This window comes from Leptolyngbya sp. FACHB-711 (genome assembly GCF_014695615.1).
GTDB lineage: Bacteria > Cyanobacteriota > Cyanobacteriia > Elainellales > Elainellaceae > Leptolyngbya_A.
Window position 1 is genome coordinate 1 of the sequence record NZ_JACJOR010000427.1, and the last position, 12,890, is coordinate 12,890.

Annotated in this window: 12 protein-coding genes; 7 read left to right on the plus strand and 5 right to left on the minus strand. The window is 51.7% G+C overall.

The annotated features are described in order from the left end of the window. Positions 1 to 957, plus strand: a 957-nt coding sequence (locus H6F80_RS18915; protein ID WP_190793077.1) for an ATP-grasp domain-containing protein, incomplete at its 5' end; no start/stop codon positions are given. Between the two features lie 52 nt (positions 958 to 1,009). Here the strand turns inward: H6F80_RS18915 and H6F80_RS18920 are convergent. From H6F80_RS18920 to pcrA, 3 genes are all read right to left on the minus strand, one after another. Further along, entirely contained in the window at positions 1,010 to 1,507 is a 498-nt protein-coding gene (locus tag H6F80_RS18920; protein ID WP_190793078.1) for an SET domain-containing protein-lysine N-methyltransferase, read from the minus strand. 63 nt (positions 1,508 to 1,570) lie between these two features. Then, positions 1,571 to 2,350 (minus strand): hypothetical protein, encoded by a 780-nt coding sequence (locus H6F80_RS18925; protein WP_190793079.1) that lies wholly within the window; start codon positions 2,348 to 2,350, stop codon positions 1,571 to 1,573. 662 nt (positions 2,351 to 3,012) lie between these two features. Beyond that, a complete protein-coding gene (gene pcrA / locus H6F80_RS18930; protein WP_190793080.1) occupies positions 3,013 to 5,352 on the minus strand; it encodes a DNA helicase PcrA in 2,340 nt (779 codons plus the stop codon). Between the two features lie 397 nt (positions 5,353 to 5,749). Between pcrA and leuC the strand changes: the two genes are divergently transcribed. From leuC to H6F80_RS18950, 5 genes are all read left to right on the plus strand, one after another. Then, positions 5,750 to 7,153, plus strand: coding sequence for a 3-isopropylmalate dehydratase large subunit (leuC, locus tag H6F80_RS18935; RefSeq protein ID WP_190793081.1), 1,404 nt, complete (start codon positions 5,750 to 5,752; stop codon positions 7,151 to 7,153). A gap of 20 nt (positions 7,154 to 7,173) precedes the next feature. Continuing rightward, positions 7,174 to 7,308 (plus strand): ASCH domain-containing protein, encoded by a 135-nt coding sequence (locus H6F80_RS30460; RefSeq protein ID WP_277879209.1) that lies wholly within the window; start codon positions 7,174 to 7,176, stop codon positions 7,306 to 7,308. A 71-nt stretch (positions 7,309 to 7,379) separates the two neighbouring features. Then, positions 7,380 to 7,982: a 3-isopropylmalate dehydratase small subunit gene (gene leuD / locus H6F80_RS18940; protein ID WP_190793082.1), complete on the plus strand. Its 603-nt coding sequence runs from the start codon at positions 7,380 to 7,382 to the stop codon at positions 7,980 to 7,982. 311 nt (positions 7,983 to 8,293) lie between these two features. Next, the gene (locus H6F80_RS18945) at positions 8,294 to 8,800 is read left to right on the plus strand and encodes a bifunctional nuclease family protein (protein ID WP_190793083.1); all 507 of its coding nucleotides are present in this window, start codon (positions 8,294 to 8,296) and stop codon (positions 8,798 to 8,800) included. Positions 8,801 to 8,950: 150 nt separating this feature from the next. Next, positions 8,951 to 10,081: an aldo/keto reductase gene (locus tag H6F80_RS18950; protein ID WP_190793084.1), complete on the plus strand. Its 1,131-nt coding sequence runs from the start codon at positions 8,951 to 8,953 to the stop codon at positions 10,079 to 10,081. On the opposite strand, the gene H6F80_RS18955 is transcribed toward H6F80_RS18950, so the two are convergent. Both H6F80_RS18955 and H6F80_RS18960 read right to left on the minus strand, forming a co-directional pair. Beyond that, positions 10,078 to 11,454 carry a DUF4335 domain-containing protein gene (locus tag H6F80_RS18955; RefSeq protein ID WP_190793085.1) on the minus strand — a complete coding sequence of 459 codons (1,377 nt, stop codon included), beginning with the start codon at positions 11,452 to 11,454 and terminating at the stop codon, positions 10,078 to 10,080. The genes H6F80_RS18950 and H6F80_RS18955 overlap by 4 nt on opposite strands. A gap of 65 nt (positions 11,455 to 11,519) precedes the next feature. Beyond that, on the minus strand, positions 11,520 to 12,101 hold the full coding sequence (locus tag H6F80_RS18960; protein WP_190793086.1) for a DUF3038 domain-containing protein: 582 nt from the start codon (positions 12,099 to 12,101) through the stop codon (positions 11,520 to 11,522). A 432-nt stretch (positions 12,102 to 12,533) separates the two neighbouring features. Between H6F80_RS18960 and H6F80_RS18965 the strand changes: the two genes are divergently transcribed. Next, on the plus strand, positions 12,534 to 12,890 hold a 357-nt coding region (locus tag H6F80_RS18965; protein ID WP_242067449.1), incomplete at its 3' end, for a TPM domain-containing protein.

Genomic DNA, 12,890 nt, shown 5'->3' on the forward strand with positions numbered 1-12,890 from the left:
ATTTTTGCAGTGATTTACCCAGACGGTGTCAATGAACATCCGCTCGAAGGCTACTGTGAAGTGTTGCACTTTAATGCCGACACTACACGAATGCTAGACGACAAATTTGCGTTTGCGGAAAAGGCGCGATCGTTAGGCTTATCCGTTCCCAAATCGTTCAAAATCACTGCACCAGAACAAGTTTTGAATTTCGACTTTTCACAAGAGCAGAATCCCTACATTCTCAAAAGCATTCCCTACGATGCTGTGCGTCGCCTGGACATGACTAAACTGCCCTGCGCCACGCCTGAAGAAACGGCTGCTTTTGTGAACAGCTTACCGATCAGCGAAGACAAGCCCTGGATTATGCAGGAGTTTATTCGCGGCAAGGAATACTGCACCCACAGCACCGTGCGGAACGGCAAATCAACACTCTACTGCTGCTGTCCCTCCTCGGCGTTTCAAGTGAACTACGAGAATGTCGATAAACCCGAAATTAGCGACTGGATCACCCGTTTTCTCGCAGGCGTTGACGGCATCGGACAGGCTTCTTTTGACATCATTCAAACCGAAGATGGAACCGTTTACCCGATCGAGTGTAACCCTCGCACTCATACGGCAGTGACGCTGTTCTACAACCACCCCGGCGTCGCAGATGCTTACCTCAATCCAGAACCCCCCGCCGAACCCCTACACCCGCTTCCAGATGCCAAGCCGACCTACTGGCTCTATCACGAACTCTGGCGATTGAATGAGGTGCTATTTCCCCGAAAGGGAACTGCGAAGCAACCGATCAAACAGCTTCAAACATGGTTGAGCAACATCACAAGCGGCACAGATGCCCTGTTCAGAGTCAACGATCCCCTCCCGTTTCTAATGGTGCATCACTGGCAAATTCCCTTATTGATTCTCGAAAACTTGCGCCAACTCAGGGGATGGATCAGAATCGATTTCAATATTGGTGAATTGATTGAGTAGTGAATCAGAATTGAAATTGGAGGATAAACACGATTAATTCTTGCAGGATCGCTTAGCGATAGTGTAGCTCACGGTGTTTTAAGCCTTTAGATTTCAAAGCTTCTCGATGAGTAAGACACTCTAGAGCCATTGCACCAATATGGCGATTGATGAAATAGCGACTCATTACGTCGAGGGAGAGGTATTTGGCTCCAGCAATTAGCCTCAGGCAGTTCGATGCACCACAGAGGCAGATGAAGGGAGAAGTCATATCCCATTCAGTGCTGGGGTAGAAAAAAGATAGCTCGTCTCCAGGCTGGATGTCTCGCGCTGCTTTAAGCTCCATCCGGGTAGTATCAACAATGACATTGGGATCACAGCTATGATTCAGGTTGGCAAGACAAGCGTAGTCTTCAATGCTAGAGTCGTAGCTGATCTGAATGCTCGTGTAGGTGGGCTTGGCAATAGTTTTGTAGCTGCTCATCTTGTAAAAGGTTTCACCCTCGGAGATTGGCATTGTTGCGATCAACTGCTTGCCTTTTCCATCGATCGCGGCTTTCACTTGCATCATGAATTTCTCCTCACTCTTAAAAATTGTGAATCTCGGCTGTAGAACAAGGGATTAGAGCGCGATTTAGCTAGCGGCAGCTAAGGCTTGTACACTTTCCTGTAGCTCCTGTTGAACGCGCCGGAAAAACAGCATCTGAACATCGATGAAATGAGCGAATCCCTGCCTTGCCCACTCCCCAATCTGCTCCTCCGTTGCGTTGCTATATTGAATTGCTTGATTCAGTGCTAGCAGTGCATCATCGGAGTGATCAGCTTCTACTCCCCGCGTCTCGAAAGTGCCATGAATCGCAATCCAATACCAGGGGCTAACCACTCCCTGTGGGTATTGCACCTTGCTGCGCCGGATAAATTGCCCAAAAGAATTTTTTTTCTGTTCTGAGAAGAACACAGCGTTGATAATACTGCACTCATTACTACCAATGGTTTCAGCTCCAGCATGAAATCCGATCGCTCGCACTAGGCTACCAAGGTCATCTGGGCGGGCAGCATATCCTTCTCGCACCTCTTCCAGTACCTTAGGGAGCCACGCACCCGCTTGGGCAATTTGGTTAACTTCTGCGGGAGTTAGATTGGCGTATTCTGCCAGCTTGTCTAACAGTGCATAGGACAATGTTCGATGGGAAACTGCTGTTCTGGGATCGCGGAACTCCTCGATTGAAGCAGAAAACACATGGGCTGCAACATCCATACTGCGTTCGGCGTGAGCTGCGATCGTACAATTTTGGTCTCGAAAAAGTGGACTTGATCCAATTACGCTGGCGAGTTGTGGCACGAGAAAGCTGTAAGCCCGACCGTAGGTGACAAATCGCTGCATAAAAGTGTAGAGGGTTTTAGAACTGACCACAGCCTCTCTACAAGAAAGCTCCATCACCCGATTGATGGAAGGCTCGTCAAACCAGCACTGCAAGGTTTCTAGCGTAATCATTTTTAAGCCTCACATCTGTGGAAATTTGATTGTTTGTCGCAAAAGCGGACCTACACTGCGTTGATGGAGCAGCGTTTAGACTCGCTCAAACTCAATGCAAAGCCAGCTATTCTCAAGAGAGTGACGATCGCGCTCAATCACTCCTTCTAAGGAGAACAGCACAGGGCTGAAAAGGTTAGTATGAACTGCTGTCAAATGATGTTGACAACCAGTTTGGTACTAGAAAGCTTACAAAGACATCAAACTGATTCAACGTTTATTGAATCAAGCACATAACCCGCACTTGTGCGCCAAGAAAAAGCCTGTGCGAACTTTTAATGAATCACTTGAGGAACACAGAGGGGTGATACTCGGTTGCTAACAGGGAACATCAGCAGGGATGACTTAGTGCATCCATAATTTCCACAATTCTTATAATTTTCCAAGGAAATGGGATCAGTAATCCCACGGAAATTAGTCTATTCTCATCCTTGCCTGGCTGCTTCTCTTCACACTTATCAAACTGATAAGGGGTATAAACCGATAGTTATGACTATCCAGCTTATAGAAATCTTTAAAAGACCTAGGCAGCTTGCCCGGCACTACTCAACCTTCTGAAGCGGGGTCAGCTTCGGATCGATAATCTTCTGTCCCATGCCGGGAAACTTGATCGCGAGACAGGCTTTGTTTCCAGCTCCAAAAATGTGCGTCACCTGACCTGTGCCAAACGATCGATGAATGACGCGATCACCCACCGTCCAGTCCTGCTGTGGATAACTGGGGGAACTGGCCGCCTGTTTGCGAACTTCCCGAATTGGTGTGGTCATCTTTTTAGGAATTGCATTGGCAACGCTGCTGAGCAAAAGCTCCTTCGGCAGTTCCGCTAAGAATAGGGATGGACTGGCAGGTTCGCGGGAGCCGTAGAGTCGCCGCTCGCGGGCATAGCTGAGGAACAGGCGCTCCTGGGCACGAGTAATGCCGACGTAGCAGAGTCGCCGTTCTTCTTCCAGGGATTTTGGGTCTTCCAGCGATCGAAAATTGGGAAATAATCCCTGCTCCAGCCCAACGAGAAACACGACCGGGAATTCCAGACCCTTCGAGGAATGCAGCGTCATCAGCGAAACTTTTTCCTGGGCGGCTTCGTTCAGGTTATCCAGGTCAGACGCGAGCGAGGCATTTCCCAGGAAGAGCGACAGATTCGACTCTTCGTTGTCTTCCTCGAATTGCAGCACGGCGTTGTAAAGTTCCTGCACGTTTTGCAGCCGTTCCAGTGCTTCGTCGGTTCCTTGTTCGCGTAAGTCCTGCAAGTAGTGGGAATCATCAAGAATGCCCTGCACAATCTCCGATGCTGAAGAGCCTTCGATCTTCGACTGCCAGTATTCAATCATCCGACCAAACGCCAGTACAGGCTTCGCCGATCGCCCTGCCAAAGTCTGCACCGAAGTTTCATCGCTGAGGATTTGCCAGAGGGGAACGTTTAGCTCCCTCGCAGCTTTTTCGAGCCGATCGATCGTTGCCTTTCCAATTCCCCGCCGAGGTACGTTGATAATCCGCTTCAGGCTGATCGAGTCGTCTGGGTTTGCAATCAGGCGCAGATATGCCAGCACGTCTTTCACTTCTTTGCGATCGTAAAACCGCAGCCCGCCGACAATGTTGTAAGGAATGCCATATTGCACCAACACTTCTTCAAACGCCCGTGACTGAGCATTCGTGCGGTAAAGAATTGCAAAACTGCCCCAGTTTAGCTCCGGGTTGACCAGTTCCATTTCCCGCAGCCGATTCACCACAAAGTTCGCTTCCTGAATTTCGTCGTCGGCGCGATAGCAGTAAATTGTTTCTCCCGATCCGCGAGTCGGACGTAATACTTTATCAATTCGCTCAGTGTTGTTTTCGATTAGCTCATTTGCTGCCTGGAGAATATTTTCAGTCGAGCGATAATTCTCCTCTAGCTTGACCATTGTGCGCGTATCGTCATCTGGCAAGCCATCACCAAAGTCATCCTGAAAGTTCATCAGAATCGTAAAATCAGCCGCCCGAAAGGAATAAATCGACTGATCTGCATCACCCACCACGAAAATCGATCGATAATTCCAGTCGTTAAATTTCTTCGTATCTTCGCCATTCGTGACGAGTAATCGAATCAAGTCATACTGGGTGCGGTTCGTATCCTGATATTCATCAACCAGAATATGTCTAAACCGTTTATGCCAGTATGCCAACACCTGATCATTCTGCCGGAATAAACGCACAGGCATCAAAATCAGATCATCAAAATCTAGCGCATTATTCTGAGCGAGCCGCTGCTCATACTCAGCGTAAATATTTGAAATCACCCGTCCGCGATAGTTGTTCTGCTCCCGCTCCAGGTCGCTCGGCGAATAGCCCTGGTTTTTAGCATTGCTGATCGCATAGCGAACCGATCGCGGCTCAAATTTCTTATCGTCCAAATTCTGATTAACGACAATTTCTTTGACTAAACTCTGCGCGTCCGACTCGTCCAAAATTGAAAAGTTACGGTTCCAGGAATAGCCCTGCTCACTCTGATACTTCTCGATGTCAAACCGCAGAATCCGGGCACAAAGGGCGTGAAACGTGCCAATCCAGAGTTCTTTCGTAATGGTTTTATAAACGTGCGATCGCAGCCGAGTTTTCTCAAACGGCGCAAGCGCATCCAGCGGCTTCCCGTACTTTTGCTCCGCTTCCTGTTCAGAAAACAGCTTCTCGATCCGCTCCTTCATCTCCTTCGCCGCTTTGTTAGTAAAGGTGACAGCCAGGATATTTTCCGGGTCAACGCGATGATTCATCACCATATTGGCAATCCGGTAGGTCAGGGCGCGGGTCTTCCCCGATCCAGCTCCGGCAACCACAAGCAAAGGACCACAGTAATGCTCAACGGCACGCCGCTGGGAAGGATTGAGATGACTGGTAATGTCAACGCGCATGAGAATCCAGAGATGAAAAGACAGGAGGAGCAGTTCAATAGAGCTAACCGCCGATGATATATCTTATCGTCTGCGTCTAAGGATCGATCGCCTTTCGCGGGGACGATCGCCACCGATGAGAAACGGCATTGTACCTAAAACTTATGAGGAGAGTTAAGGTTCCTGCAAAGGATTAATCACCGATTTACTCATATTTCAAATGTCTTAATCTTGCATTAAAAATATATTGGACATTACCAATCGCCCCTCCTAATCTGGAAGAGTTAGGTCTAACATCAGCACTTCAGCAAACGAAAGCACCACTGCTCGTTTCACAGTCCTCCAGAATTGGGGGAACTAGAGGGGAGAAACCCTCCAGCCAACCGTCACACATCCTTGAGTAAGGACGATCGCCGCTATGAGTAAGGGCACACTATTCGATAAAGTTTGGGATCTTCACACCATCAACACGCTTCCCTCAGGACAAACACAGCTCTTTATCGGGCTGCACCTGATCCACGAGGTTACCAGTCCACAAGCGTTTTCGATGCTGCGCGATCGCGGATTAAAAGTGCTGTTTCCCGATCGCACCATTGCCACGGTGGATCACATTGTGCCAACGATCAGCCAGACGCGTCCGTTTGTTGATCCGATGGCGGAAGAAATGATGCAGGAACTCGAAAAGAACTGCAAAGAGAATAACATCCGCTTTTATAACATTGGCTCTGGGGGTCAGGGCATTGTTCACGTCATCGCTCCCGAACAGGGATTGACGCAGCCCGGCATGACGATCGCCTGCGGAGATAGCCACACTTCCACGCATGGCGCATTTGGCGCAATCGCCTTTGGCATTGGAACCAGCCAGGTACGGGATGTTCTTGCTTCGCAAACCCTGGCACTCGCTAAGCTCAACGTCCGCAAGATTGAAGTCAACGGGACCCTGCCCACCGGAGTCTATGCCAAAGACGTGATCCTCCACATCATTCGCACCCTAGGCGTGACGGGTGGCGTGGGCTATGCCTACGAATTCGCTGGAACGACCTTTGAGCAGATGAGCATGGAAGAGCGCATGACCGTCTGCAATATGGCGATCGAAGGCGGTGCCCGCTGCGGCTATGTCAACCCCGATCGAGTCACTTATGACTATCTCAAAGACCGCAATTTCGCACCCAAAGGACCCGAGTGGGATCGGGCGATCGACTGGTGGAATTCCCTTCGCAGCAATGCCGATGCTCAATACGATGATATCGTCGTGTTTGATGCCGCTGACATTCCGCCAACTGTTACTTGGGGCATTACACCCGGTCAGGGAATTGGGGTCAATCAAACGGTTCCTACCCCAGAGGAGTTGTCGGACCAGGATCGGGCACTGGCTCAAGAGGCATACAGCTACATGAACCTGCAACCCGGACAGCCCATTCAAGGAACGGCGATCGACGTTTGCTTCATCGGAAGCTGCACCAATGGACGCATCAGTGATTTACGCGAGGCTGCCAAAATTGCCAAGGGTCGATTTGTTGCGGAAGGCATCAAAGCGTTTGTCGTTCCCGGCTCCGAGCAGGTGAAGCAGCAAGCAGAAGCCGAAGGGCTAAACGAAATCTTTGAAGCGGCAGGCTTTGAGTGGCGAGAACCGGGCTGCTCGATGTGTCTGGCAATGAATCCCGATAAGCTCGTCGGCAACCAAATTAGCGCGTCCTCCTCTAACCGCAACTTCAAGGGACGGCAAGGCTCTGCGTCCGGTCGTACCCTGCTGATGAGCCCGGCAATGGTGGCGGCAGCGGCAATCACAGGCCAAGTGACTGATGTCCGAGCACTGCTCTAATATCCCTTCCTTCACTAGAAATGCTGGAACGCTGGCCGTTTGGCAAGACCTCAGACGGGGCAGATGAGTTAGGAGCGTTCGTTTTAACCGGACGCAAGACAGCAACTTCCTCTTTGCTCAAAGCCTGTGAGGTCGAGAACGAACCACTACCCTAGAGCTGATTCCCCTTCCTCACTTCCTCATCTCCTACCCCCTCACTCACCCACTTACCGATAAGGAGAACCCCATGAGCCAAATTCAAACCCTTTCTGGTCGCGCCGTTCCTCTCATCGGCAACGACATCGACACCGATCGCATTATTCCTGCCCGTTTCCTCAAGTGCGTTACCTTCGACGGATTAGGCGCACAGGTCTTTGCAGACGATCGCGACCAGATGCAGGGACAGCATCCCTTTGACCAGTCGCAGTATCAGGGCGCAACTGTTCTGGTAGCAAATCGCAACTTTGGCTGTGGATCTTCTCGCGAACACGCACCACAGGCAATCTCAAAGTGGGGCATTCGGGCGATCGTGAGCGAAAGCTTCGCCGAGATTTTCTTTGGCAACTGTGTCGCGATGGGCATTCCCTGCGTCACAGCAGATCCAGCAGTCGTGACAGAGCTACAGCAACGGATTGCGGCAAATCCTCAGGTATCAGTCACAGTAGATCTGGAAGCAATGCAGGTGCGGGTCAATGACTTTGTGGCTCCGGTGCAGATGGGAGCCGGACCTCGCAGTATGTTCCTCAGCGGAACCTGGGATGCTTGTGGTCAGCTCGTTGCCCAAGCCGATCGCATTCGTCAAACCGCCGCAAACTTGCCCTATGTGAGCTGGAGCCAGGCAGCTTCTTGAAACCTCTTCGTATCCCCTAATTATCCCTAAAAGAACAGGGCATACTGGATGCAGTGTGTCCTATTAAACTGCTATAACTCAAAAGATAAGGAATCGAGCCTTCGCTTAACGGTCTAGCACTGAATGATTTTCGGTGGATAGAGTGAAAATATAAGTAACTTTCTCAGGCTCGTAGCCAGTCCAATGATATGTTCTATTCGTACTCGCTGTTTTGGATTCGGGATCTCTGCTCCCGCTACCAATGCAGATTTGCTTTTTCACCCCAAATCAGCGAAATTTAACTCTCTCAAAGAATTTTTGAGGCTCCGCCAATGATTGAGATGAAAGTTGCTGGAATTGCCTTAGATGCAGTCTCTCGTAGCCCGATCGTCCTGCTACGAGATGCCTCCGAGCGTCGGCAGTTACCCATCTACATTGGTCAAGATCAGGCGAGAGCGATTATTAGCGTTCTGGAAGGGCAGGCTCCACCACGACCGCTCACCCACGACCTGATGGTGAATCTGATGGACGAATGGGGCATGGTGCTGGAAAAGGTCGTTATTCACTCATTGCAAGATAATACCTTTTACGCCATTCTTCAGATGAAGCAAGGAGAGGTGAAAAAAGAAATCGATTCCCGCCCCAGCGATGCGATCGCCTTAGCACTGCGAACCAAAAGCCCAATCTGGGTCATGGAAGAAGTCGTTGCCGATGCCTCAATGCCTGTCGATCGCGATGCTGATGAAGCCGAGCGCAAAGCCTTTCGCGATTTTCTTTCGAATTTGCGGCCGGGGGACTTTAATCAGGGCGGACGCTTTACCAAGCAGGATGAAGGTTAATCAAAACCAGGACATCAGCAGCCCTTCTTATCTTCTTATCAGATGGGCATCTCTTCCGTTCCCTCAGAAATAAAGCCCTAATAAAGCTCTCCACCCCTTCATTCAATCCGCAATCCTGAGCGACCCGATCGCGTCTCCGTAGAATTGTTCATGCAGTATCGTCGCTTCGGCAAAACAAATCTCTTTCTGTCGGTTTTTTCGCTGGGCACGATGCGCTACCTTGCCTCAAAGGAAAACGCGATCCAGACGATTCAGCAAGCGATCGATCGGGGCATCAACCATATCGAAACCGCCAGAGGCTACGGCAGCAGCGAACTGTATCTGGGGGCAGCGATTCGGGCAGGCTTGCCTGTGATGCGCGAACAGATTCACATCACGACCAAAATTCCCCCGACCCCCAACGCAGACGCAATGGCACGATCGATCGACGAATCCCTCGATCGGCTGGGGGTGGATTATTTGGACGCGCTGGGCATTCACGGCGTCAATACGGCAGAACAGTTGGACTGGGTTGAGAATTCACAGGGCTGTATGCAGGCAGTTCGAGCGGCGATCGCAGATGGGCGCATTCGTCATGTCGGCTTCTCAACCCATGCTCCTTTGGAAATTATTCTGAGGGCGATCGAGACGAATCAGTTTGAGTTTGTTAATCTGCACTATTACCTGTTTAATCAGCGCAATGAGGCGGCAGTGGCTCTCGCGCACCAAAAAGACATGGGCGTGTTGATTATCTCGCCTGCTGACAAAGGCGGAATGCTTCATACCCCTTCTGAAACGCTGGTGAACCTCTGCCAACCTTTCACGCCGCTAGAGCTAAACTATCGATTTTTACTCAGCGATCGGCGGATTACCACGCTTAGCTTGGGCGCAGCCAATCCACAGGAGCTAGAGACTCCACTACAGGCCAGCGAACGAACCGAACCCCTCACGTCCGCAGAACTCAAAACCCTGGAACGGCTGGATCTTCACCACCAAGCGACCCTGGGAACCGATCGATGCAGCCAGTGTTTTGCCTGTTTGCCCTGTCCAGAAAGTATCAATATTCCCGAAGTGCTGCGTCTGCGAAATCTAGCGGTTGCTTACGACATGACCGCTTTCGGGCAATACCGTTACGGAATGTTTGAAAATGCGGGGCACTGGTTTCCCGGCATGAAGGCAAATCGCTGTACCGACTGCGGCGACTGTTTGCCTCGCTGCCCGGAGCATTTGGATATTCCCACTCTGCTGCGTGATACGCACGATCGCCTGAGTGGGACACCCCGACGCCGATTGTGGGGCTAGCGGGCATATTCCAGGAACGTCTGCACCTTGCCATCAGGACGCAGCACCAACCGAATCTGCGGATTTCCTCCGTTGTCTGTAGGTGATACGAACGGCTCACCCATCAAAGGCATATTCGTGCGATCGAGGAAGGTTTCAGCCGCCTGACCCAAAGGCACAATTCGCTGAAGCGATCCGTCGGCGTTCAGCACCAGCCGATATTCCAGCGTTTGTGTGAGCTCGGTGGGCGGCTGCCAGTTCTGCTCAAAATACTGCCGAATCTCAGACACTTGAGGTACGGCATCAAATGCGGTACTGCTAGCTGCCGCTCCTGCTGAGTCTCCGGTTTCGGCTTCGGGCGCATTTGCCGCTGCGATACCCTGTTCAGCCGATCGCGCCGCAGAGCTTTCGATCTCTGGAATCGCGGTTATGCTGGGCTGCTGAACAGTTCCCTCAGGTGGAACGATCGCAATTCGCTCAGGTGGAGGTGGAGTAGTCGAGCGGGGCACTTCCACCACAGGCGGAGCCGGAGCAGGCGCAACCGGAACAGGCTCACGCGCAATTGAAACTGAGGGCGGAGGCGGGGCTGTTTGCACTGCTCCAGGGGGCGGAGCGGGAGGCTGCAGCGGAGTCAGTGACAGCGAAGGAGATGGTGATCCGGGCGGCGAGGGAATCGCTAACGGGGTCGGCGAGGTTGGTGTGCCCTGGCTCAGGTTGGTTTCGGTCTGCACCGAAGTAGATGCCGTTTGCAGGGGTGGACTGGAGACATCCATCACAAATTTCGCAATCGCCCCCGTCACGCCCACGGTCAGCACTGCCGCAGCCGCAATTCCTGCCCAGCCTGAAGGCGATCGCATCCAGCTGGGACGAGCTAACGACGGTAGGGTAACAGCATCAGATTGGTACTGATCAAGCGCGTTTGCCAGGTCAAACAATTGCAGCGTAGACAGCGAAACAGACTCGCCCGACTGCTCGATTGCCATTGTCCCTAAATGCAGACGGTGTGCCAGCAAACCCTGCGGCTCCAAAACCATTGCAGATTCGCTCACATTCGTTTCCGTCAGCTGACGCTGAAGCATAGTGGGTTCGAGCACCTGAAGCGCAGTTGCTCCTGCCTCAACCCTACGCTCCAAAGGAAGGGAATCGGCGGTCGATCGGCTCAGCCAGTTTTGCACATAGCCATCCACAGCTTCACACAGCGCTTCAAGCTGGTTCCGATCGCCCTGAAGCGTCACCTGATTCTCCGCAGGTAGCTTGGGGTCGTCCAGATGCAGCCGGAAGCGCAAATTCTTTAACACTGCCCGATCTGTCCAGCAAGACAGTGCCGACCCGGTTGCCATCACTTCGAGGGTGCAGGTCGGGGGGGTGTATCGGCGTAGAACGGTTTGGGGCATGAGTCGGGGAGGGGTGGATGAGTGGAGGGGTAAAGAAGCAGATAAGTAGGGAGGTGGGAGAAGGGTTAGGATTTTGAGCGATCGAGGAGAGCTATCCAGAGGCGGCGAGAGCCATTAGGGGCACTGTAGAACAGCAGATCGATCAGCAGTTTGAGGGCGAGATGGGTCAGATCGTCAATGGAAGCCGTGTCATCCTCCATCCGTTCCTGATAGGCGTTGCTAAAGGTATCAAGGTAATCCCCTAGCAAAGCGGCATGGTGGGGCGGCTGATTTTGCTCGGTTAACTGCTCCAGCAGCGCGACGGCACGGCGAATGAGTTCCTGATGCTGGTTTGCCAGCCGACAAATGATCATCACCAGCGATCGAGCTTCTTCCACATCGAGCCGTTTACGTCCCTGTCCCCGCCGCAGGGGGCTAGATTGCCGCAGTCGCCAGAGGGAAACGCGATCAGCCACCACCTCGCTCAAATTCAGGTCAGCCGCCGCCTGCAAGACTTCCTCTGAGCCGATGTTTGCCAGCGATTCGAGTGCGAGCAGCACTAGATCAAGCTGTGCCTTAATATTGTCGAGCTGACTCGGCTCTGGTGCATCGACCAGTTCCAGATCTGCCCAGGTTGGCTTTGAGGAGGGCTTTGCAGAGGGGGGCATAATTTCAGAATATGCAGAAACGCGAGGGTTGACAGCGCAGTTACAACTCTTGAAACAGGGTTTGAACAATTCCTGAACTCATTCAATTCCTGAACTCATTCCTGAATTCATTCTTGAACCCATTTCTGAGCCAGGACGATCGCGGGTTTTGTCAGGTTTCACCTTAAATCAATTAATCAATCAATTGACTTCTGAATCAAGGCAGCTTAGACAGCAGCTTTTGAGATTCGATTCCTTCGCCGCGCTATTATCCTATCGAACTCTCAGACCTTCAACGTCCTCTAGATAGGTGACTTCACACGGACTCTACCCGCTACTCCGCCCAAGACACCCTTTCGCTTCGCCCGTTTGCTTTACTCCGACTTCAAGTTGCCCTTTGATTTGCCCTCCTGCGCTGTAGTATCGTCTAAGAGAAGCATTGGAACGCATTGGATGAGACAGTTGCACTCTCGGATTCTGCCATTTATTCCGGTTCGATCGATTTGGCTAACCCTGGTATCGATTGTTTTAATGCTTCAGGTTTGGCTGATTTCTCCTGATTCGGCGGCTGCAACTGGCGTTTACAGTATGCCGTCTCTCAGGGCGGGAGAGCAAACCTGGATCATTGATCAGGCAGGGGTGATGAGTCGGGCAACGCGAGGAGAACTCAGCAACGAACTGGCAAACCTGGCAGACCAGACCGGAAACGAAGTTCGATTTGTTACGATTCATCGGCTCGACTATGGCGAAACGATCGAAACTTTCACCAAGCAGCTTTTTGAAAAGTGGTTTCCAACGCCAGAAGCCCAG